Source organism: Streptomyces sp. NBC_00353, assembly GCF_036108815.1.
Lineage (GTDB): Bacteria > Actinomycetota > Actinomycetes > Streptomycetales > Streptomycetaceae > Streptomyces.
In genome coordinates this window covers 5,546,541-5,568,817 of sequence record NZ_CP107985.1, presented here as the reverse complement: position 1 = coordinate 5,568,817, position 22,277 = coordinate 5,546,541, and the positions used below count along the sequence as shown (strand labels likewise).

The window sequence follows — 22,277 nt, the reverse complement described above, 5'->3', positions numbered from 1 at the left end:
TCAGTTCGAGTCGGTGATGTGCGGCGCCCGCTTCGCGTCGACCGCCGGTTTCCCCGCGCTCGCGCTGCGCTGGAGCGAGTGGAGGATGGCCAGCCCCTGGCCCACCACCCCGGCCGCCATCTCGTTGACCCCGTTGGTGCCGTTGAGCACGGTGAGGTTGGCCCCCTTCATCCCGCGGGCGGCCGCGTCGGCCAGCGTCGGCAGGTTCTCCACGATGCGATTGGCCGCGATCAGTTCCTGGTTGCCGTCCCGGAGCGAGGTGGCGCGGGCGGTGTTGGCGTCGGCCTGCGCCTGGGCCAGGGTCCGTTCGGCGTACGCGTTGCCGTCGGCCTGGAACTTCGCCCGGTCCCGGGCGGCCTCGGCGAGCGTGCGCTGCCGGTACGCCTCGGCGTCCGCCGGACGCCTGACCTCCGCCTCCAGCCGCTGTGCGGCCAGCGCGGCCTGCCGCTCCGCCAGAGCCGTCTGCTCCTCGATGACCTCCTGCGACGCCCTGGCCTGGGCCAGCGGTCCGGCCTGGGCGGCGCGGGCGTTGTACTGCTCGGTCTCGGCGAGGAAGCCGGCCCGCTTGATCGCGGTGTCCCGTTCGTACTCGGCCTTGAGCGCCGCGGCCTGCTGCTCGCGCTCGGCCGCTTCCTGGTCGGCCCGGGCCTGCGCGATCCGGGCCTGGCTGGCGACGGCGGCCGCGTGCGGGGCGGCGAGGTTGTTGATGTAGCCGGTGGCGTCGTCGATCTCCTGGATCTGGAGGGCGTCCACGACGATGCCGAGTTTCTCCATCTCGCCGTGGCTGCCCGCGATGACCTCCTGCGAGACCCGGTTCCGTTCCCGGATGATCTGTTCGACGGTCAGCCCGCCGATGATGGAACGCAGGTGACCGGCGAAGATCCGGCCGGCGAGCTCCTCCATCTGCTCCTGCTCGGACAGGAAGCGGCGTGCGGCGTTGGCGATGGAGACGGCGTCGTCACCGACCTTGAAGACGGCGACTGCGCGGACGTTGAGACGGATGCCCTGCTGGGTGACACAGTCCTCGGTGATCTCCGCCTCGCGCAGCGCCAGGGAGAGCATGCGCGCCTTCTGCTTCACGGGTACGACGAAACTGCCGTGCCCGGTGACGATCCGGAACTGGGTGTCCTGTGTCTGCCGCTTCGATCCGGAGATGAGCATCGCCTCGTTGGGGGCGGGAACGTGCCAGAACAACATGAGCGAACTCCTGCCGTACGTCTTTTCATCTCGGCGTCGGTTCTCGGCGTCGGTCAGTGGCGTCGGGTCTCGGCTCCGTTTCCTGCGTTCAGGCCGGTAGCCGTTCGACCATCACGCTGCGCGCCGAGACCGAGTCGACGACAACCACGCGTTCGTCCCTGTCGATCGACGTCGTCGACCATGCGGTGTAGGCCTCCGACCCACCCCGTACGGCCACCAGCACTTCGCCCGGGCCGCCCTGCGGGATCGGCACGGTCACGCGTCCGATCGCCCCGACCGGACTCAGGGCGGACTCATCTGCGGCTCTCATACGCCCTCGCCCACGCCTCCCTCATGATTCCAAGGTACTCCGCACCACCCCCGGGGGAACGGCCACGAACGACGACGAGCAGGCGTCTATATGTGGTGATATGACTGATTCAGAATTCAGACATTCGACGCTGCGCCACAGCGACGACCAGGGAGCCGAACATGGACGACTACCCCCTGCTCAATCTGTTCTGGACCATGCTCTGGTTCTTCCTCTGGATCATGTGGCTGTTCCTCCTCTTCAAGGTCATCGCGGACATCTTCCGCAGCGACGACCTGGGCGGCTGGGCCAAAGCGGGCTGGCTGATCCTGGCCCTGGTGCTGCCGTATCTCGGCGTCCTCATCTATGTGATCGCGCGCGGCAAATCCATGGGGAAGCGCGACCTCAAGGAGGCCCAGGAGAGAGAAGCCGCCTTCAAGGCGTACGTACGCGAGGCCGCAGGCCCCGGTGACACGGGTGGCGGTGCACCGAAGAGCCGCGGCAGCGTCGAGGAGCTGGCGAAACTCGCGGACCTCAAGGACCGGGGCGCCATCACGGAAGAGGAGTTCCGGCAGGCGAAGACGAAGCTCCTCATCTGAGCCGCATCGCCCCTCCGGCCCCCGGGGGCGTACTCCTCATCCCAGCCGTCCCGGCCCGCAATGGACCGGGATCCGCTGGATGCGGTTGTTGCCGAAGCCGCCGCGGTTCCACGGCTGGGTCAGGGGCTGGACCCGGCCCGCCGCATCGGTGGCGCGGGCGGCGAGGACATGGTCTCCGGGCGTGGCTATCCAGAACGACTGCCACCGTTGCCAGGCCCAGAGGTGGGCCCCGCTCCTGTCCGGCGGGGTGAGTTCGGCGTCGTACCAGGAACGGCAGTCGTCCGTGGTCACCTCGACCCGGGTGACCGGCGGCCACCCTGACCAGGCCCTTCCTTCCAGCAGCACGCGGCCGGGGCGTACGAAACGGATCCTGGACATGAAGTCCGGGTACCCCGGCGGGATCATCAGCGCCCGCGGGGCCATACGGGTGACGGGCTGGCCCGGATCACCGGGCTCCTGGCGGTAGCGGTAGGCCGTCGCCTGCTGGAAACCGGTGAACGGGGTGCCGGTGAGCCGGATCTCGCGGAGCCACTTCACATGCGCCATGCCGTACCAGCCGGGCACCACCAGCCGTAGCGGATGGCCGTGCTGCGGCGGCAGTGGCCCGCCGTTCATCCGGTACGCCACCAGCACTTCCGGGTCGTCTCCGGTGGCCACCTCCAGCGGCAGGCTCCGCCGGTAGTCCTGCTCGACGCCCCGCTCGACCCCGTGGTCGGCCCCGCAGAAGACAACCTCGACGGCGTCCGGCTCGACTCCGGCCTCGGCGAGCAGCAGCCGCAGCGGCACCCCGGTCCACTCCGCCGTACCGACCGCCTCGACCAGCCACGGCTGACTGACCGGGCGCGGTGCGAGCAGGGCCCGGCCGTTGCCCGCACACTCCATCGTGACGCGGAGGGTGACGGCCGGGAACGACCGCAGGGCCGCCACGTCCAGTGCCAGCGGTCTGCGGACCCGGCCGTGCACGGTGAGCTGCCAGCCGTGGGAGCGCGCGCCGGAGATGTCGGGGACGTACGGGATGTCGTAGTGGACCAGTACGTAGTGCAGTCCGGGCGGGGTGAGGTCGTAGCGCAGCGCCTCCAGCGGCAGTCCGTGGTTGCGGGCCGCGAGCGCGAGTTCCTCCGGGCTGATTCCCTCGCCGGGCCCGGCGAGGCGCGCCGATGGGCTGATGTCGCCGGCAAAAGGCCCTGGCCCTCCATCCATGGCTTCATGGTGCGCCCGCCGGCGCCCGGCGCCCACCGCTCCCCGACACCGCATGTCGCTCTTTGCGCGGCCCTGCGCGATTGCACCGCCCCCCGCCCGGCGGGAGCGTGGATGCATCGGCGGTCCGCGCGCCCGACAAGGAGACGACCATGGACGGCACCACTCTCGAAGCGATGCGAACCGCGCTGCGCGGCCCGGTCATCGGTCCGCAGGACCCGGAGTACCGCGAGGCCCGCACGATCTACAACGCCATGATCGACCGGCGTCCGGCTGCCGTGGTGCGGTGCGCGGACGCGGCGGACGTCATGGCCGCGGTCCGCTTCATCCGCGACGAAGGTCTCGAACTCGCCGTCCGGGGCGGCGGACACAGCGGTGGCGGACTCTGCCTGGTGGACGACGGCGTCACCCTCGACCTGTCGCCGATGCGCTGGGCGCACATCGATCCGAGCACCCGGACCGCCCGCGTCGGCGGCGGCAGCAGGCTCGCCGACCTCGACCACGCCGCCCACGGCTTCGGGCTGGCCACCCCGGCCGGGATCCAGTCCACCACGGGCATCGGCGGCCTCACCCTCGGTGGCGGCCACGGTCATCTCACCCGCAGCTACGGCCTGACGGTGGACAATCTGCTCGCGGCGGACGTCGTACTGGCCGACGGCAGCTTCGTCACCGCGAACGAGAGCGAGAACGCCGACCTGTTCTGGGCGCTGCGTGGCGGCGGCGGGAACTTCGGCGTCGTCACCTCGTTCAGCTTCCGGCTGCACCCGGTGGACACCGTGGGTGTGGCGATCACCGTGTGGCCGGTCGACCGGACCCGCGAAGTCCTCGAGTGGTACCGGGACTTCCTGCCGCAGGCGCCCGAGAAGCTGAACGGCTTCTTCGCGGCGCTCAGCGTGCCGCCCGGACCGCCGTTCCCGGAGGAGCTGCACAGCCAGAAGGTGTGCGGCGTCGTCTGGTGCTGGACCGGCGACCCCGAACTCCTCGAAGAGACCCTCAAGGTCGTGAACGAACCGGGTCCGCCGGCCTTCCACTTCACGGCACCGATGCCGTACCCCGCACTGCAGGGCATGTTCGACGAACTACTCCCGGCCGGTCTGCAGTGGTACTGGCGCGGCAACCTCTTCGACCGGATCACGGACGGCGCCATCGACGTACACACCAAGTACGCCGAGAACCTCCCCACCGATCTGTCGACCATGCATCTGTACCCGGTCGACGGAGCCGCCCACCGACTCGGCCCCGACGACACGGCATGGGCCTACCGGGACGCGGTCTGGTCCGGTGTCATCGCGGGCATCGACCCGGACCCGGACAGCGCCGAGAAGCTCAGGCAGTGGTGCGTGGACTACTGGGAGGAGCTGCATCCGCACTCGATGGGTGGCGCGTACGTGAACTTCATGGGCGCGGGTGAGACGCCGGACCGGGTGAAGGCCACCTACCGCGGTCACTACGACAGGCTCGCGAAGATCAAGCACGCCTACGACCCGGACAACTTCTTCCACGCCAACCAGAACATCACGCCGGCCGAGCAGCACTGACCGCTCCCGGCTCCTCGGTCGTGACGTCCGGCGAGCGCGACGGCTTCAGCGGTCCTATCGTCAAAGTATGGGTGTTTTCGTCAAGTTGGTCGAGGATCGTCCTCCCAAGGAATACGCGGAGCGCGGGGTGGCGGACATCTCGTACGCGGACGTCACGGAGGGCGACTCCGCGATGGTCTACGAGTACGACCTGCTCCCCAGCGGCGCCTTGAGGATCCTGCAGGTGGCGAGGGGAGAAGCGCCGGTCGTCCATGCGGTGTACGCGCCGGACCTGTGGTTCCGCGTCGAGGGGCAGTGGCACGGCAGCACGGAATAGACGGAAAAAGAATCCGCTATAGACCGATTTGCGGTGTATTCTGGGAGCAAGGACGCACACTCTCACGTGTGGCGCCCTGGAAGGGCCGGCTCCGGTGGCGAGACCATCGGGGCCGCTTCCATGTCCGCATCAACTCGGTGGTGCGGGGATGATGCCCACGCCCATGAGGATCTGCTCCGCGGGCGTGCAGTTTCCGTCCTGCACGGGCGGAGTGCGGCAGCCCTGCGGACACGAGCTGCCGCCGACGGGTCGAACGGCATGCCGGAACCTTCCGTTCACCCCACCTGGAAGGAACACCGCTCGTGTCCTCGTGACCGGCGGTTCGTTACCCCCACCGTGATCATCTCTACCGTCGCCGGGCGCCTGGCCGCCGCCTCGCTGACAGCAGCCGCCCTGGCCGCACCCCTGCTCATGTCCCCGACCGCGCACGCCGACTCGCCGGAATCCATCCTCTTCCTGACCGTCTCCGGCAGCGAGAACACCTGGATCCGCGGCATCGCCCTCCAGTGTCCGGCCACCTCCCAGGGCCACCACCCGAAGGCGGCGGAGGCGTGCGCCGCGCTGGACGAGGCGGGGGGCGACTTCGACAATCTGCCCGGCGACCCGCACCTGTGCCCGCTGATCCACGACCCCGTCACGGTCACCGCGAAGGGCATGTACGACGGCGACACGGTGGACTGGCAGCGCACCTACCCGAACGCCTGCGCCATGGAGGCGGCCGCGGGACCCGTCTTCGAATTCTGACCCGGGCTTCGACTCCGAACGCCCCTGCCCGGCCGACGCGCCGGGCGGGGGCGTTCCGCTGTCCTACGGCCCGGGGAGAAGCCCCGTCCGGCAGAGGGCGTTCCGGCGTACGTATGGCGATGCTCACCCGGCCGGAACGATCTCGCCGGTCAGCGCGAACAGTAGAGTTTCGGCTGCGTCAGCCCCCGAACACCGAGGTACCGGCCGTGATCCCCGCAGAGCCCGCAATACCCCCGCCACCTGCGCCGACCGTGGTGGGGATCGGCGCCGACGGGTGGGCGGGGCTGCCGGAGAGCTCGCGCGCGGTGCTGCTCGATGCGCAGGCGGTGATCGGCGGTGCGCGCCAGCTGGACCTGCTGCCGCCGGTCTGTACGGGGCGCCGTGTGCCCTGGCCTTCTCCGCTGCGGCCCGCCGTGGCCGGTCTCCTTGCCGCGCATCGGGGGCTTCGGGTCGCCGTGCTGGCCAGTGGCGACCCCATGTTCTACGGCATCGGGCGCGCGCTCTGCGAGGAGTTGGGTGCCGCGAACCTCCGCGTCCTTCCGCATCCGTCGTCCGTCTCCTACGCCTGTGCCCGGCTCGGCTGGCCGCTGGAGGACACCGAGGTCGTCACGCTGGTGGGCAGACCCACCGCCCGGCTGGCCGCCGCCCTGCACGAGGGCCGGCGGCTGCTGGTGCTGAGCGCGGGCGCCGGAACCCCCGGCGAAGTGGCCGTGCTGCTCCGCGAACGCGGCTTCGGGCCCAGCCCTATGCGGGTGCTGGAACAGCTGGGCGGCGAGGCCGAGGACTGTGTCACGGGGACGGCCGACGGGTGGGCGCATCCGGCGGGCGATCCGCTCAACGTCATTGCGGTCGAGTGCCGTCGGGACCCGGACGCACTGCGGCTCGGCGCCGTACCCGGGCTGCCGGACGGCGCGTACGAGCACGACGGACAACTCACCAAGCGTCATGTCCGCGCCGCCACCCTCGGGGCACTGGCCCCGGCGCCCGGCGAGCTGCTGTGGGACATCGGCGGCGGTTCCGGATCGATCGCCGTCGAGTGGATGCGTACGCACCCGTCCTGCCGTGCCGTCACCGTCGAGCGCGACCCGGTACGGGCCGGCCGCATCGCCCGTAACGCGGACCGGCTCGGCGTCCCCGCGCTGCGCGTGGTCACCGGCCGGGCCCCGGAGGCGCTCGCCGGACTGCCGGTGCCGGACGCCGTGTTCATCGGCGGTGGGCTGACCGCACCGGGGCTGCTCGACGCCTGCTGGGACGCACTGCCACCCGGCGGACGGCTGGTCGCCAACACCGTCACGCTGGAGTCCGAGGCGCTGCTCGCCGAGCGGTACCGGCGCCACGGCGGCGAGCTGGTGCGGCTCGCGGTGGCGCACGCCGTGCCGGTCGGCGGCTTCACCGGCTGGCGGCAGGCCATGCCGGTCACCCAGTGGTCCGTGTGCAAGCCCGTCGGCACCTCCCCGATACCGTCCTCACCGTCCTCATCAGGAGAGAGCAGATGACCGTGTACTTCATCGGCGCCGGGCCCGGCGCCGCCGACCTGATCACGGTGCGCGGTGCCCGGACGCTCGCCGCCTGCCAGGTCTGTCTGTACGCGGGCAGCCTGGTCCCCCGCGAACTGCTCGCCGAGTGCCCGCCGGACGCCCTTCTCGTCGACACCGCGCAGCTCAACCTCGACGAGATCACCGACGAGCTGGTACGCGCCCACGAGGACGGGCACGACGTCGCCAGGCTGCACTCCGGCGACCCGTCCGTCTTCAGTGCGGTCGCCGAGCAGATGCGGCGGCTCGACGCGGCAGGCGTGCCGTACGAAGTGGTGCCCGGCGTACCGGCGTTCGCGGCGGCCGCCGCGGCGCTGAAGCGGGAGCTGACCGTGCCGACCGTCGGCCAGACCGTCATCCTCACCCGGATCGCCCACCGCGCCACGGCCATGCCGGACGGCGAGGACCTGGCGACGCTCGGGCGCAGCGGTGCGCTGATCGTGCTGCACCTGGCCGCCCGGTACGTGGACCGGGTGGTCGAGGAACTGCTGCCGCACTACGGGGCCGACTGCCCGGCCGCCGTGGTGGCCATGGCGTCCCGCCCTGACGAGCTGATCCTGCGCGGTTCGCTGAGCGACATCGCCGAGCAGGTGAAGGCCGCCGGAGTGATCCGTACCGCCGTCATCATGGTCGGCCGCACGCTGGGCGCCGAGCAGTTCCGCGACAGCCACCTGTACTCGGCGGAGCGCGACCGGCACGCCTGCTGACCCCGGAAGGGCGGGGTCGGGAAAACAAGCGGTCAGTGGACTGCGCTGCGCCCGACGACCGCGCCCGCCCGGTCGATACAGATGACGTCCACCGCCACCGGCGCCCCACGCAGCACCGACAGCGCCTGGTCGCGCGCTGCCACCGCGACCAGGTCACCCAGCGGGACCCCGGCCGCCGCGCACAGCTGAAGGGCGGCCAGGCCCGTGTTGGCGTCCGCCACTTCGGCGACCAGGGCCGCGTCCGCGCCGCCCTGCCGGGCGAGTTCGGCGAGGAACCTCTTGTCGACCTGGGAGCGGGCCGAGTGCAGATCCAGATGGCCCGCGGCGAGCTTCGACAGCTTCGCGAACCCGCCGCAGACCGTCAGCCGGTCCACCGGATGCCTGCGTACGTACTTGAGCACCGCTCCCGCGAAGTCCCCCATGTCCAGCAGGGCGATCTCCGGCAGGCCGTACTCGGCGACCACGGTCTTCTCCGAGGTCGACCCCGTGCACCCCGCCACATGCGTGTGTCCCGCCGCTCGGGCCACGTCCACGCCGCGGCGGATCGAGTCGATCCACGCCGAGCAGGAGTACGGGACGACGACCCCGGTCGTGCCGAGGATCGACAGACCGCCCAGGATGCCCAGGCGCGGGTTCCATGTGGAACGGGCGATCTCCTCACCGTGATCGACGGACACGGTGATCTCGACGTCGCCCGTAGCCCCGTGGTCCGCGGCAACGCGCGCGATGTGGTCGCGCATCATCTGCCGTGGCATCGGGTTGATCGCGGGCTCGCCGACGTCGAGCGGCAGACCGGGGCGGGTCACCGTGCCCACCCCCGGACCGGCCCGGAACACCACACCCGAACCGGGCGGCAGCCGCCGCACGGTGGCCCGCACCAGCGCGCCGTGCGTCACGTCCGGGTCGTCTCCCGCGTCCTTGACCACACCGACCGTCGCCCGCTCCCCGTCGAGCTCCTCCACCGCCAGCGCGAACGCGGGGGTCTGGCCCTTCGGCAGGGTGATCGACACCGGGTCGGGGAAGTCGCCGGTCAGCAGGGCCGTGTACGCCGCGGTCGTGGCCGCGGTCGCACAGGCGCCGGTCGTCCAGCCGGGCCGCAGACCGGTGTGTTTGAGTTGGGCGCTGCGCCCGCCCTTCGCCTCACTCATGTCTGGACCGATCCCATGCACGTACTCGTCCTCGGTGGCACGACGGAGGCCCGCCGCCTCGCCGAGAGCCTGGCGGAGGCGCTCCCGGCCGGGGCCCGGGTCACCAGCTCGCTCGCCGGCCGGGTGGCCAGTCCGAAGCTGCCACCCGGCGAGGTGCGGGTCGGCGGGTTCGGCGGAGCCGACGGGCTCGCCGAGTGGCTGCGTACGCACCGGGTCGACGCGCTCATCGATGCCACCCATCCTTTCGCCGGGACGATCAGTTTCCATGCGGCGTCGGCCGCCGCCGCCGCCCATGTTCCCCTGCTCGCGCTGCGCCGGCCCGGCTGGGTGCCCGTCGACGGCGACCGCTGGCATCCGGTCGGATCGCTGGACGAGGCGGCCGCCGCCCTGCCCGGGCTGGGCCGCCGCGTCTTCCTGACCACGGGCCGGATGGGACTCGCCGCCTTCGCCGGCCTCGACTCCCTGTGGTTCCTGATGCGGTCCGTGGACGCCCCCGACGGGTCGCACCCGGCGCGGATGGAGGTCCTGCTGGACCGGGGACCCTTCACCCTCGACGGCGAGCGCGATCTGATCCGCCGTCACCGCCTCGATGTCCTCGTCACGAAGGACAGCGGGGGTGACGCCACCGCACCGAAGCTGGCCGCCGCCCGGGAGGCCGGCATCCCGGTGGTGGTGGTGCGCCGGCCGCCGGTCCCGGAGGGCGTACCCGTGGTCGGTACGCCGGAACTCGCCGTGGACTGGCTGGCCGGCCTGCGTCGCTGAGGCCGGACCTCAGGCCTCCGGGTACCGCCGTGGCGTCCACACGATCTGCCGGCCGTCCCCCCGCCGCACCGACCGCGTCTGCGAGGAACCGACCAGCAGGATCGTCCGCATGTCGACCTCGGCCGGATCCAGCTCGGCCAGGGTGACGATCCGTACGCTCTCCGAAGGTCCGCCCACATCCCGGCCCACCACCACCGGCGTATCCGGCGAACGGTGCTCCAGCAGCAGGTCACGGGCCTTGCCGACCTGCTCGGTGCGGGTCCGCGAACCCGGGTTGTACAGCGCCAGCACCAGATCCGCCGCCGCGGCCGCGCGCAGCCGGGCGGCGATCACCTCCCACGGCTTGAGCCGGTCGGAGAGCGAGATCGTGGCGTAGTCGTGGCCGAGCGGTGCCCCCGCACGGGCGGCGGCCGCGTTGGCCGCGGTCACACCCGGCAGCACCCGCACGGGCACCTTCGCGTACACGTCCTGCGAGGCCACCTCCAGCACGGCGGTCGCCATGGCGAAGATCCCCGGATCGCCGCCCGACACCACGGCCACGCGGCGGCCGCGGCGGGCCAGGTCGAGGGCGAATTCGGCGCGCTCCGACTCCACCTTGTTGTCGGAGCCGTGGCGGGCCTGTCCTGGGCGGATCGGAACCCGGTCCAGGTACGTGGTGTAGCCGACGAGGTCGTCGGCGGCGGCCAGCGCCCCGCGGGTCTCCGGGGTCAGCCACAGCGGTCCGGCGGGACCGGTGCCGACGACCACGACCTCACCGGTGCCTGCCGCGTCCGCACTCGCTTCCGGGCGGGGTGCGTCGATCCGGCTGGGCAGCACCGCGACGGCGAAGTACGGCACGGAGTCCGGGTCGGTGTCCGCCAGATCGCCGGTACGCTCCCCGGCCATCGTGGCGCGCTCCACGTAGTGCGCCTCGTCGAGCCGCCCCGACGCCTCGAAGGCGCGGCGCACCGCGGGGAACGTACGCCCCAGCTTCATCACCACGGCGGCGTCGGTGGCGGCCAGCCTGGCGGTCAGCTCCTCCTCCGGCAGGGTGCCGGGCAGGATAGTCAGCACTTCCTCGCCCTCGGCGAGCGGGGTGCCGAGCCGGGCGGCGGCGGCGCTGACCGAAGTGACCCCGGGGATCACCTCGGTGGGATAGCGGTCGGCGAGCCGCTTGTGCATGTGCATGTACGAGCCGTAGAACATCGGGTCGCCCTCGGCGAGCACCGCCACCGTCCGCCCGGCGTCCAGGTGCACCGCCAGCCGGGCCGCGGCCTCGCCGTAGAACTCCTCCATCGCGCCCCGGTAGCCCCCGGGGTGGTCGGTGGTCTCCGTCGTGACCGGGTAGACCAGCTTCTCCTCGATGTGGTCCGCGCGGATGTGCTCGGCGGCGATGGAGCGCGCGATGGACCGTCCGTGGCGGGCGCTGTGATAGGCGATGACATCGGCCTCGGCGATGATCTGCACCGCGCGTACGGTCATCAGTGCCGGATCGCCGGGCCCGAGTCCCACCCCGTACAGCCGGCCCGTGTTCTGTTCGCTCACTCTTACTCTTCCTCGCTGGCGATCGCGTTGAGCGCGGCCGCGGCTATGGCGCTGCCGCCGCGACGGCCCCGTACGACCAGGTGTTCCAGACCGGACGGATGGTCGGCCAGGGCGTCCTTGGACTCGGCTGCTCCGACGAAGCCGACGGGCACACCGATGACTGCGGCCGGGCGGGGAGCACCCTCCTCGATCATCTCGAGCAGCCGGAACAGCGCGGTCGGCGCGTTGCCCACGGCCACCACCGCCCCTTCCATGCGGTCCCGCCACAGCTCCATCGCGGCGGCGCTGCGGGTCGTGCCCAGCTTCGCGGCGAGATCGGGGACCGAGGGGTCCGACAGGGTGCAGATGACCTCGTTGTCGGCGGGGAGCCGCTTGCGGGTGACACCGCTGGCGACCATGGCCACGTCGCACAGGATCGGCGCGCCGGAGCGCAGCGCCCGGCGGGCGTCGGCCACGACGCCCGGGGTGAAGTCGATGTCGCGTACCAGGTCGACCATGCCGCAGGCGTGGATCATGCGGACCGCGACCTGGCTGACGTCGGCGGGCAGGCCCGCGAGATCCGCCTCGGCGCGGATGGTGGCGAAGGACTGGCGGTAGATCGCCGGTCCGTCCTTCTCGTACTGGAACACGGTGGTTTCGCTCTCTCCGGTCGGTGGGTGATCGGGCTGACAAACGGTGGGGCCCTGGGGCCGGTGGTTCAGCTACAGGTGCTGCGGGCGGCCGTCACTGCGGCGGCCAGGTCGGACGGGCTGCCGTGGACCGTCGCCGGCGCGCCCCGCACGTCTCCGCGCACCCGGGACACCTGGTGCCCGCCGGGGACGGCGACGACGTCGACCCAGCTGCCCTTGGGGTGGCCGCACCGGCGTTCACAGCCGGACCAGTACACGGGGAGTCGCGCGATGCCCGGCTCCCCCGCCGTCACCGCGGCCTCCGCGTCCCCCCGTACATCGGCCAGGGACTTCGCACAGCCCGGCCGGCCGATGCAGGCTCCGACGCCGGTCCACGCGGAGTCGGGTCCGGCCACCAGTCCGGCCGCGCCCCACTCGGCCAGCCGCGCCGCCGCCCCGCCGCGTGCCACACCTGTCACGACGACGCTCCGCCAGGGGGTCAGCCGCACCTCACCGCCCGCGCGGGTCAGGCTCTCCCACTGCGCACCGGTGAGGCGTCCGAACGGCACACCCACACAGAGCGCGGCCGGGCCGGAGGTGCCGACGAGCCCGTACCCGGGCTCCTGCGCCGCCATCGGCGGTGGTACGTGCTCCACGTGGCGGGCCGCGTCAACTCCGGCCGCACGCAACGCCGTTTCCACCGTCCCCAGCAACTCCTCGGAAGCGAGCGGAAGTTCGCTCACCCGCCAGGCGCCCGTCTCCCGCGCCACGTCCAGAAACGTCTCGGCGGCGATGAGCGCGGCACGGGGCGCATCCGCCCCGGAGACCCTCAGAACCGCACCCGCGGCCCCGATCCGCAGCAGCGCGCTCCCGTCGCTCCACGCCAGCGACGTCACATCCGCACCCAGGGCATCCACGTCACCGCGGCCGTCGTCGAGCGCGAACAGAAAGCGGCCGGACAACCCGGCCGCTTTGTCACTTCCGCACAACAGCCCGTCCAGCGCGGTCAGCCACGGCCGGACGTCCGACCGGCCCCGGCCGTCGAGCCCGGAGAGCGGGGAGGCCACCACGTTACGTATCCGCTCATGGCGCCGGGACGGCAGCAGCCCTGCCCCGCCGAGGAGTTCGGCGAGCCGTCCGCCGCACTCCTGGCCGAGCCCGCGCAACTGGACATTGCCCCGCGAAGTGAGATGCAGCTCACCGTCGCCCAACTCCCGTGCGGCCTCCAGGAGCACGTCCGCCTGCCCGATGCTCAGCACACCACCGGGGATCCGTACCCGCGCCAGCGCGCCGTCGTCCGCCCGGTGCAGCCGCAGCGACCCCGGGCAGGCATCGCCACGGTCCCGGGACGGGGGCTCCCCCGGGGCCGACGGCGGAGTGGGCGAAGTGGACATGGCGGCGAGCATACCGACCATCATCCTGAGCTGTATGAATCCCATCCGATGTATGACCCTTACTATGCCTAGCAGCGGGCCACCCGGCCCGGCATCGCCGGAGACGGCGACAGGGGAGGAAGCCCGGTGCGAATCCGGCGCGGTCCCGCCACTGTGAGTCCGGCCGCAACGGCCGGGCGAGTCAGGAACTCCCTTCCCCGACCTCTCGACCCAGCTCGAGCAGGGGAGACCCCATTCCGACACCGCCCGGGGCGTGGACACCCCGAGGAAGGCCCGACGCCGCATGATCCTGCTCCTGTCGACGTCCGACACCGACCTGCTCAGCGCCCGCGCCGCGGACGGTCCGGTGACCTACCGCTACGCCAACCCGTCGCGCCTGCCGCTCGACGACCTCCCGGCTCTCCTCGACGGCACCGACCTCGTCGTCGTACGCCTCCTCGGCGGTGTCCGTGCCTGGCAGGAGGGGCTCGACCAAGTCCTGGCCACCGGCAGGCCGGTTGTCGTCCTCACCGGTGAACAGGCGCCCGACGCCCAGCTGATGGCCGCCTCCACCGTGCCGATCGGGATCGCCGCCGAGGCCCACGCCTACCTGGCGCACGGCGGCCCGGCCAACCTGGACCAGCTGGCCCGGTTCCTCTCCGACACGGTCCTGCTGACCGGCCACGGCTTCGAACCCCCGGCGCCCGCCCCGTCCTGGGGCCCCCTGGAGCGCACCGCGCGCGCCACCGACGGCCCGACCATCGCGGTGCTCTACTACCGCGCCCACCACATGAGCGGGAACACCGCGTTCATCGACACGCTCTGCCGGGCGGTCGAGGACGCGGGGGCCCGCGCCCTCCCCCTGTACGTCGCCTCGCTGCGTACCCCGGAACCCGAACTCATCGACGAACTGCGCGCCGCCGACGCCATCGTCACCACCGTCCTCGCCGCGGGCGGCACCCGCCCCGCCGAGGCGTCCGCGGGCGGCGACGACGAGTCCTGGGACGCCGGCGCGCTCACCGGCCTCGATGTACCGATCCTGCAGGCGCTCTGCCTGACCGGCTCGCGCAGCGACTGGGAGGACAACGACGAGGGCGTCTCCCCGCTCGACGCGGCCAGCCAGATCGCGGTCCCCGAGTTCGACGGCCGGCTGATCACCGTCCCGTTCTCCTTCAAGGAGATCGACGAGGACGGCCTGCCCGCGTACGTCGCCGACACCGAGCGCGCCGCCCGGGTCGCCGGAATCGCCGTACGCCACGCGCGGCTGCGCCACATCCCGGCCGCGGACAAGCGCCTGGCGCTCGTCCTCTCCGCGTACCCGACGAAGCACTCCCGGATCGGCAACGCGGTCGGCCTCGACACCCCGGCCAGCGCCGTCGCCCTGCTGCGCCGGCTGCGCGCCGAGGGCTACGACTTCGGCCCCGAAGCCGACCTCCCCGGCCTGGTCTCCGGCGACGGCGACGAGCTGATCTACGCCCTGATCGAGGCCGGCGGCCACGACCAGGAGTGGCTGACCGAGGAGCAGCTGGCCCGCAACCCGGTCCGGATCCCGGCCGCCGACTACCGGCGCTGGTACGCCACGCTGCCGGAAGAACTCCGCGCCGCCGTCGAGCAGCACTGGGGCCCGCCGCCCGGCGAGATGTTCGTGGACCGCTCCCGCAACCCCGAGGGCGACATCGTGCTCGCCGCCCTGCGCCGCGGGAACCTCCTGATCCTCATCCAGCCGCCGCGCGGCTTCGGCGAGAACCCGATCGCGATCTACCACGACCCCGATCTGCCGCCCTCGCACCACTACTTGGCCGCGTACCGCTGGATCGCGGCCGACCGGGACGACGGCGGCTTCGGCGCCGACGCGATGATCCACCTCGGCAAGCACGGCAACCTGGAGTGGCTGCCCGGCAAGAACGCGGGCCTGTCCGCCGCCTGCGGCCCGGACGCGGCGCTGGGCGATCTCCCGCTCGTCTACCCGTTCCTGGTGAACGACCCGGGCGAGGGTACGCAGGCCAAGCGCCGCGTCCACGCCACCCTGATCGACCACCTCGTACCGCCGATGGCCCGCGCGGACAGCTACGGCGACATTGCACGCCTGGAGCAGCTCCTCGACGAGCACGCCCAGATCGCCGCGATGGACCCGGCGAAGCTGCCTGCGATCCGCGCCCAGATCTGGACCCTGATCCAGGCCGCCAAGCTCGACCACGACCTGGGGCTCGACGACCGCCCGGACGACGAGGGCTTCGACGAATTCATCATGCATCTGGACGGCTGGCTCTGCGAGATCAAGGACGCCCAGATCCGCGACGGGCTGCACGTCCTGGGCGGCGCCCCGGCCGGTCCGGACCGGGTCAACCTGGTCCTGGCGATCCTGCGCGCCCGCCAGATCTGGGGCGGTACGGCGTCGCTGCCGGGGCTGCGCGAGGCCCTGGGCCTCGACGAGTCCGCCGCCACCCGCACCACGGCGGACGAGGCCGAGGAGCAGGCACGCGCCCTGGTCCAGGCGATGGAGGACGCGGACTGGGACCCGTCGGCCGTTGCGACCGTGGCCGCGGCCCACCCTCAACCGGTCAGGGACATCCTCGACTTCGCAGCCCGCGAGGTGGTCCCCCGGCTGGCCGCCACGACAGCGGAACTGGACCACACCGTCCACGCCCTGGACGGCGGCTTCGTCCCCGCGGGCCCATCCGGCTCCCCGCTGCGCGGCCTGGTCAACGTCCTGCCGACCGGCCGCAACTTCTACTCCGTGGACCCGAAGGCGGTCCCGTCCCGGCTCGCCTGGGAGACCGGCCAGGCCCTGGCCGACTCGCTCCTGGAGCGCTACCGCACCGACAACGGCGAATGGCCCACCTCGGTCGGCCTCTCCCTGTGGGGCACCAGCGCGATGCGGACATCGGGCGACGACGTCGCCGAGGCCCTGGCGCTGCTCGGCATCCGCCCGGTCTGGGACGACGCCTCACGCCGCGTCACCGGCCTGGAACCGATCGACCTCGCCGACCTGGGCCGCCCGCGCATCGACGTGACCCTGCGCATCTCCGGCTTCTTCCGCGACGCGTTCCCGCACACCATCGGGCTGCTCGACGACGCGGTACGCCTCGCCGCGTCCCTCGACGAACCCGCCGACCACAACCACATCCGCGCCCACGCCCAGGCCGACCTCGCCGAACACGGCGACGAACGCCGCGCCACCACCCGTATCTTCGGCTCCCGCCCCGGTACGTACGGAGCGGGCCTCCTCCAGCTCATCGACAGCCGCGACTGGCGCACCGACGCCGACCTCGCCGAGGTCTACACGGTCTGGGGCGGCTACGCCTACGGCCGCGAACTCGACGGCCGGCCGGCCCGCGACGAGATGGAGACGGCCTACAAGCGGATCGCCGTGGCCGCCAAGAACACGGACACCCGCGAGCACGACATCGCGGACTCGGACGACTACTTCCAGTACCACGGCGGCATGGTGGCCACCGTCCGCGCCCTGCGCGGCACGGCCCCCGAGGCGTACATCGGCGACTCCACCCGCCCGGAGACGGTCCGCACCCGCACCCTGGTCGAGGAGACGTCCCGGGTCTTCCGCGCACGCGTGGTCAACCCCAAGTGGATCGAGGCGATGCGCCGCCACGGTTACAAGGGCGCCTTCGAGCTGGCCGCGACGGTCGACTACCTCTTCGGCTACGACGCGACGACGGGCGTGGTCGCCGACTGGATGTACGACAAGCTCACCGAGACGTACGTCCTGGACCCGACCAACCGCGAGTTCCTCCAGCAGGCCAACCCCTGGGCCCTCCACGGCATCGCGGAACGCCTCCTGGAAGCCGAGTCCCGCGGCATGTGGTCCAAGCCCGACCCGGCGGTCCTGGAGGCGCTGCGCCAGGTGTTCCTGGAGACGGAGGGGGACCTGGAGGGCGAGGACTGACCCCGACGTGCGTGGTGGGACTTCCCGGACCCGGCCTCAGCGGCGGGACATGTACAGGTCGAGTGCCTTGTGCAGGAACCTGTTGAGAGGGAAGTCCCATTCGCCGAGGTACTCCACGGCCTCACCGCCGGTGCCGACCTTGAAGCGGAGCAGGCCGAGCAGATGGTTGCCCTCGTCCAGGGTGTCGGTGATGCCACGCAGGTCGTAGACGCTCGCACCGAGTTCGTGGGCGTCGGACATCATCTGCCACTGGATGGCGTTGTTGGGCTGGACCTCGCGCTTGCGGTCGGTGGAGGCGCCGTACGAGTACCAGACGTGCTCGCCCACGGTCAGCATCGTCGCCGCCGCAAGCACCTCGCCCTCGTGATGGGCGAGGTAGAGCCGCATCCGGTCCGGGTCCTCGGCCGTGAGTGCGGTCCACATCCGCTGGAAGTAGGCCGGCGGGCGGGGGATGAACCGGTCCCGCCGGGCGGTCTCGACGTAAAGCCGGTGGAAGGCGGGCAGGTCCTCGTAGCCGCCCCGGACGACTTTGACGCCGGCCTTCTCGGCCTTCTTGATGTTGCGGCGCCACTGCTGGTTGAGACCTCGCTGGACCTCATCCAGCGACTTGCCGGCGAACGGGACCTGGAATACGTACCGCGGCTGGCCGGCGGCGAAGCCGTCCTCGCTGCCGGGCTCGGTCTGCCGCCAGCCCATCGCACGCAGCCGGTCGGCGACGTCGAAAGCCCGTGGCTCGCGGACGGTGGCCTCGGCGTCCCCCAGCCGTCCGGCCCGCGGGTCGGCGATCGCGGCCTTGACGGCCTCCGCGCTCCAGCGGCGGGCGACGACGGGCGGGCCCATCTTCACCGAGAACACGCCCTGCGCCTTCAGGTGGTCGAGCATCGGCTGCAGCCACCGTTCCAGATCCGGCGCGGACCAGTCGATGAGCGGCCCTTCGGGCAGATAGGCGAGGTATCGCCGGAGCTTCGGCAACGGCCTGAGCAGGACCAGCCCCACGCCGACGAGCCGATCGCTCTCGTCGAGCCAGCCCAGGCTCCGCGCCCGCCAGTCCGGCTTCACCTCCCCCCACGACGGAAGCTGCATGTGGCTCGCGGAGGGCCGGTCGCTGACGAAGGCCAGGTGCTCCTCGCGGGTGATCGCCTTCAGGCGCAGACTCATGCGCAATGCTCCTTCGTCCGGGCGCATCAGCCTACTGAGATGCACCTCACATCAACGGCAACCGGCTCGCCGCCGCGGAGAAGAGGCAGCAGGACGCAGGTGTGATCACTCGGCCGGGTGGACCCGGCCGGGCGACCGCCCGTCGCGCGTCGAGCGCCCGAGGTACTCGGGATCATGCGCAGGTGATCTTCGTGAACCGCCGCTCCGTGCGCCGCCCGCGCGGTCCCCTGGCCCCGATCGGTCTCGGGGCCCTCGCCGTCCTGTCCCTGCTGCCGGGCACGCTGCCCGCCGCCGCGCAGCCGGTGGCCGCCGCTCAGCCCCCTGCCGCCGTGCCCCTGCCTCCGCCCACCCGCGGGGAGTACCTGGCCTCCGCGCGGCTCACCGCGATCCGGAACGATCCGGCCGCGCTGAGTGCCTTCTTCACGGCACTGCCGAAGGGAGGGGACCTGCACAACCACCTGTCGGGCGCCGTCTCGACCGAGTACCTGATCTCGCTCGCCGCGGACGACGGTCTGTGCATCGACGAACAGACGCTGACTGCGGTGCCGCCGCCGTGCGGTCCGGGCCGACGACCGGCGTCCGACGCCCTGACCGATGCCGCTTTCCGCCGCGCGGTGCTGCAGGCGTGGTCCATGCAGGACTTCCCGCCGGGCCAGTCGGGGCACGACCACTTCTTCGACACGTTCGGGAAGTTCGGCGAGGTCACCTGGCGCCACCGGGGCAAGCTGCTCGCCGACGTGGCCGACACCGTCGCGCGGCAGAACCAGTTCTATCTGGAGACGATGGTGACCCCGGCGTCCGACGGCGCGCGGATCCTGGCCGACTCGGTCGGCTGGGACGAGGACCTGGCGAAGCTGCACAGCAAACTGCTGGCCGGCGGCAAGCTGGACGAGCTGGTCGCCGAGGCGAGCCGGGAGACGGACGAGTCCGACGCCGAGTTCCGCACGGCGGCACGGTGCGGCACGCCCCGCGCGGAGGCCGGCTGCCGGGTGCCGGTGCGGTGGATCTCCCAGGTGTCGCGCGGCAGTTCACCCGAGCGGGTCTTCACCCAGGTGGCCCTGGGACTGCGCCTTGCCGAACGGGACAAGCGGTTCGTCGCCGTGAATCTGGTGCAGCCGGAGGACTGGGACAGCTCCCTGCGGAACTACAGCCTCCAGATGCGGATGCTCGACTACCTGCACCGCGTGTATCCCAAGGCGCACATCACCCTGCACGCAGGCGAGTTGTGGCCCGGCCTGGTCAAGCCCGAGGACCTGGCCTTCCACATCGGTGAGGCCGTGGACATCGGCCACGCCGAGCGCATCGGCCACGGTGTCGACCTGGTCCACGAGGACAACTGGCAGCGGCTCGCCCGCACCATGGCCGACCGGCAGATCGCGGTCGAAGTGCCGTTCACCAGCAACGCGCAGATTCTCGGGGTCAAGGGCGCCGACCACCCCTTCACGACCTATCGCGCCTACGGTGTGCCCGTCGTGCTGGCCACCGATGACCCCGGCGTCTCCCGGATCGACATCAGCCACGAGTACCGGTACGCCGCCAGGACGTACGACCTCGGCTACCGCGAACTGAAGGACCTCGCACGAGCCTCCCTGGAGTACGCCTTCCTGCCGGGTGCCGGCCTCTGGCAGGGCAACCCGACCCGCGACGGCTACCGGCTCACCGGCCACTGCCGCCACACCAGCCCCGGCGCGGACAACCCCCCGCAGCAGTGCCGACGACTCCTGAACACCAGCGCCAAGGCTCAGGTCCAGTGGCGTCAGGAGGCCGCGTTCGTGGCCTTCGAGCGGCGTTTCGCCACCACCAGGGCAGACTGACGGACCCGGGGCACCCGGTCCTGACACCACGGGCGCCTGCCAACGACGGAGCGCCCCGCCCGGTCGGAACCGGGCGGGGCGCTCCTTTGCAGGTCAGAGGCCGAAACCTCGCCCCGCAACACGTAGGCCGTGTGGGACTCGAACCCACAACCAACGGATTAAAAGTCCGCTGCTCTGCCAATTGAGCTAACGGCCCTCGGCGAATCACCCCTGAGCATAGCCCGCCGCGGCCCGGCCGCCGATCGGGTATCGGCCGCCGGGCCCGTCGAGCCGTCAGCAGGAGGTCGTCAGTCCGCCGACATGTCCGCGCTCGTGCGTTTGTGATCCGGTTCGAGGAACCAGTGGCGCGCCGAAGCGAACCACCACGTCGCCGCGAACCCCAGAACCACCAGGACCGCGATCGGGGCGTAGTTGAACGTCTCCCAGGTGACCGGGGACAGCTGCGGCAGCATGAAGAGGACTGTGATGACGGCCACCCACACCACCGCGACGATCCCGATGGGCCGGGACCAGCGGCCGAGATGCCACGGCCCCGGGGTGAAGTCGTCGCCGCGCAGGAGGCGGAGCAGGGTGGGGATGACGTACGCGATGTAGAGGCCGATCACCGCTATCGAGGTCACCGCGGCGTACGCGGTGACGTTGATCAGGTACGGGAGGCCGAGGGCCAGTGCGCCGGTCGCGGCCAGCCAGACCGCGGCGACGGGGGTGCGGGTGCGGGGGCTGACCGTGTGCCAGACGCGGGAGAACGGGAGTGCGCCGTCCCGGGAGAACGCGTAGATCATGCGACTGTTGGCGGTCACGGACGCCATCCCGCAGAACAGCTGCGCACCGATGACGACCAGCAGCAGGAGCTTGCCGGTGGTGGCGCCGAGGGCGTCCAGGAGGATCTGGGCGGGCGGGGCGCCGGTCGGGGAGCTCAGGGCTCCGTCGTACGACTGGATGGCGAAGGTGAAGCCGAGGAGAAGGACGAAGCCGGCGATCCAGGAGGTCCAGATCGACTGGACGATGCCCCGCGGGCCCGCCGTCGCCGCGTCGTGGGTCTCCTCCGTCATGTGGGCGGACGCGTCGTAGCCGGTGAACGTGTACTGGGCCATCAGGAGCCCGATCATCACGACGTAGAAGCCGCTGCCCCAGCCCGTGTTGTTCACGAACTCGGTGAAGACGAACGACGCCGACTGATGGGAGTCCGGTACGAAGGTCAGCGCGCCGACGATGACGGCGACCCCCAGAACGTGCCACCACACGCTCACACTGTTCAGGATCGCGACGATGCGGACGCCGAACGTGTTCAGGAGTCCGTGCAGCAGCAGGATCGCGGCGAACAGCACGATCGTGCGGCCGGGCGTCACCTCGAAGTCGAACTGGAGATTCAGATACGCCCCGAGGAAGGACGCCGCCCCGAAGTCGATCCCCGCGGTGACGGCGACCTGGCCGAGGACGTTGAACCAGCCCGTGAACCACGCCCAGGCCGCCGCGGAGCGCGGCGGAGCCAGCCGGTGCGCCCAGAAGTAGAGGCCCGCGGAGGTCGGGTACGCCGAACAGATCTCCGCCATCGCCAGCCCGACGAACAGCGTCATGAGGCCGACGCCGACCCAGCCCCAGGTGATGACGGCGGGACCGCCGGTGTTCATGCCGAACAGATACAGCGTCAGGCAGCCGGAGAGCACCGAGATGATCGTGAACGAGACGGCGTAGTTGGAGAAGGCGGACATACGCCGGGCGAGCGTCTGCGTGTACCCGAGCTGCGCCAGACGCTCCTCGTCGGAAACGCCCGGTGGCGGCTTGTCCTCGCTGATGTCTGTTGTCATGACCCCAGCGATGCCCTCGCCCCGGCGTACGCATGCCGCCGGCGTGGTTACGACTG

Annotated in this window: 18 protein-coding genes, 1 tRNA gene and 1 riboswitch; of the genes, 9 read left to right on the top strand and 10 right to left on the bottom strand. The window is 71.7% G+C overall.

Annotated elements, in window-relative coordinates:
* Both OHA88_RS25230 and OHA88_RS25225 read right to left on the bottom strand, forming a co-directional pair.
* On the bottom strand, positions 1 to 1,197 hold the full coding sequence (locus OHA88_RS25230) for an SPFH domain-containing protein (RefSeq protein WP_267004347.1): 1,197 nt from the start codon (positions 1,195 to 1,197) through the stop codon (positions 1 to 3).
* An 88-nt stretch (positions 1,198 to 1,285) separates the two neighbouring features.
* Positions 1,286 to 1,507, bottom strand: a complete 222-nt coding sequence (locus OHA88_RS25225; RefSeq protein WP_326604632.1) for a hypothetical protein — start codon at positions 1,505 to 1,507, stop codon at positions 1,286 to 1,288.
* Between the two features lie 161 nt (positions 1,508 to 1,668).
* Between OHA88_RS25225 and OHA88_RS25220 the strand changes: the two genes are divergently transcribed.
* Positions 1,669 to 2,085, top strand: coding sequence for an SHOCT domain-containing protein (locus OHA88_RS25220; RefSeq protein ID WP_267004345.1), 417 nt, complete (start codon positions 1,669 to 1,671; stop codon positions 2,083 to 2,085).
* 36 nt (positions 2,086 to 2,121) lie between these two features.
* On the opposite strand, the gene OHA88_RS25215 is transcribed toward OHA88_RS25220, so the two are convergent.
* Positions 2,122 to 3,285, bottom strand: a complete 1,164-nt coding sequence (locus OHA88_RS25215; protein WP_328627164.1) for a sulfite oxidase — start codon at positions 3,283 to 3,285, stop codon at positions 2,122 to 2,124.
* Between the two features lie 149 nt (positions 3,286 to 3,434).
* On the opposite strand from OHA88_RS25215, the gene OHA88_RS25210 reads away from it, so the two are divergent.
* The 5 genes from OHA88_RS25210 (at position 3,435) to cobM (ending at position 8,122) form a co-directional block, all read left to right on the top strand.
* Positions 3,435 to 4,820, top strand: a complete 1,386-nt coding sequence (locus tag OHA88_RS25210) for an FAD-binding oxidoreductase (RefSeq protein WP_328627163.1) — start codon at positions 3,435 to 3,437, stop codon at positions 4,818 to 4,820.
* A 67-nt stretch (positions 4,821 to 4,887) separates the two neighbouring features.
* Positions 4,888 to 5,136, top strand: a complete 249-nt coding sequence (locus OHA88_RS25205; RefSeq protein ID WP_328627162.1) for a hypothetical protein — start codon at positions 4,888 to 4,890, stop codon at positions 5,134 to 5,136.
* Positions 5,137 to 5,472: 336 nt separating this feature from the next.
* Complete coding sequence (locus OHA88_RS25200; RefSeq protein WP_328627161.1) at positions 5,473 to 5,880, top strand: SSI family serine proteinase inhibitor; 408 nt, start codon at positions 5,473 to 5,475, stop codon at positions 5,878 to 5,880.
* 206 nt (positions 5,881 to 6,086) lie between these two features.
* Positions 6,087 to 7,376, top strand: a complete 1,290-nt coding sequence (gene cbiE / locus OHA88_RS25195) for a precorrin-6y C5,15-methyltransferase (decarboxylating) subunit CbiE (protein WP_328627160.1) — start codon at positions 6,087 to 6,089, stop codon at positions 7,374 to 7,376.
* Entirely contained in the window at positions 7,373 to 8,122 is a 750-nt protein-coding gene (cobM, locus tag OHA88_RS25190) for a precorrin-4 C(11)-methyltransferase (protein ID WP_267004339.1), read from the top strand. Before cbiE ends, cobM begins: the two co-directional genes overlap by 4 nt.
* A 32-nt stretch (positions 8,123 to 8,154) precedes the next feature.
* Here cobM and OHA88_RS25185 read toward each other — a convergent pair whose 3' ends face one another.
* Positions 8,155 to 9,270 (bottom strand): cobalt-precorrin-5B (C(1))-methyltransferase, encoded by a 1,116-nt coding sequence (locus tag OHA88_RS25185; RefSeq protein ID WP_328627159.1) that lies wholly within the window; start codon positions 9,268 to 9,270, stop codon positions 8,155 to 8,157.
* A gap of 15 nt (positions 9,271 to 9,285) precedes the next feature.
* Between OHA88_RS25185 and OHA88_RS25180 the strand changes: the two genes are divergently transcribed.
* Entirely contained in the window at positions 9,286 to 10,032 is a 747-nt protein-coding gene (locus OHA88_RS25180; RefSeq protein WP_328627158.1) for a cobalt-precorrin-6A reductase, read from the top strand.
* Positions 10,033 to 10,041: 9 nt separating this feature from the next.
* On the opposite strand, the gene OHA88_RS25175 is transcribed toward OHA88_RS25180, so the two are convergent.
* From OHA88_RS25175 to OHA88_RS25165, 3 genes are all read right to left on the bottom strand, one after another.
* A complete protein-coding gene (locus OHA88_RS25175; protein WP_328627157.1) occupies positions 10,042 to 11,556 on the bottom strand; it encodes a precorrin-2 C(20)-methyltransferase in 1,515 nt (504 codons plus the stop codon).
* A gap of 2 nt (positions 11,557 to 11,558) precedes the next feature.
* Positions 11,559 to 12,185 (bottom strand): precorrin-8X methylmutase, encoded by a 627-nt coding sequence (locus tag OHA88_RS25170; protein WP_328627156.1) that lies wholly within the window; start codon positions 12,183 to 12,185, stop codon positions 11,559 to 11,561.
* Positions 12,186 to 12,253: 68 nt separating this feature from the next.
* The gene (locus OHA88_RS25165; RefSeq protein ID WP_328629790.1) at positions 12,254 to 13,570 is read right to left on the bottom strand and encodes a cobalamin biosynthesis protein CobG; all 1,317 of its coding nucleotides are present in this window, start codon (positions 13,568 to 13,570) and stop codon (positions 12,254 to 12,256) included.
* 82 nt (positions 13,571 to 13,652) lie between these two features.
* Positions 13,653 to 13,749: riboswitch (cobalamin riboswitch) on the top strand.
* A gap of 92 nt (positions 13,750 to 13,841) precedes the next feature.
* Here OHA88_RS25165 and cobN point away from each other — a divergent pair.
* Positions 13,842 to 17,441: a cobaltochelatase subunit CobN gene (cobN, locus tag OHA88_RS25160; RefSeq protein ID WP_328629789.1), complete on the top strand. Its 3,600-nt coding sequence runs from the start codon at positions 13,842 to 13,844 to the stop codon at positions 17,439 to 17,441.
* Positions 17,442 to 17,477: 36 nt separating this feature from the next.
* On the opposite strand, the gene OHA88_RS25155 is transcribed toward cobN, so the two are convergent.
* On the bottom strand, positions 17,478 to 18,599 hold the full coding sequence (locus tag OHA88_RS25155; RefSeq protein ID WP_328627155.1) for a lipid II:glycine glycyltransferase FemX: 1,122 nt from the start codon (positions 18,597 to 18,599) through the stop codon (positions 17,478 to 17,480).
* 182 nt (positions 18,600 to 18,781) lie between these two features.
* Here OHA88_RS25155 and OHA88_RS25150 point away from each other — a divergent pair, with 182 nt between their 5' ends.
* A complete protein-coding gene (locus OHA88_RS25150; RefSeq protein ID WP_328627154.1) occupies positions 18,782 to 20,413 on the top strand; it encodes an adenosine deaminase family protein in 1,632 nt (543 codons plus the stop codon).
* A gap of 123 nt (positions 20,414 to 20,536) precedes the next feature.
* On the opposite strand, the gene OHA88_RS25145 is transcribed toward OHA88_RS25150, so the two are convergent.
* A tRNA-Lys gene (locus OHA88_RS25145) sits at positions 20,537 to 20,609 on the bottom strand.
* A gap of 91 nt (positions 20,610 to 20,700) precedes the next feature.
* The gene (locus tag OHA88_RS25140) at positions 20,701 to 22,221 is read right to left on the bottom strand and encodes an amino acid permease (RefSeq protein WP_425900790.1); all 1,521 of its coding nucleotides are present in this window, start codon (positions 22,219 to 22,221) and stop codon (positions 20,701 to 20,703) included.
* Positions 22,222 to 22,277: the final 56 nt, after the last annotated feature.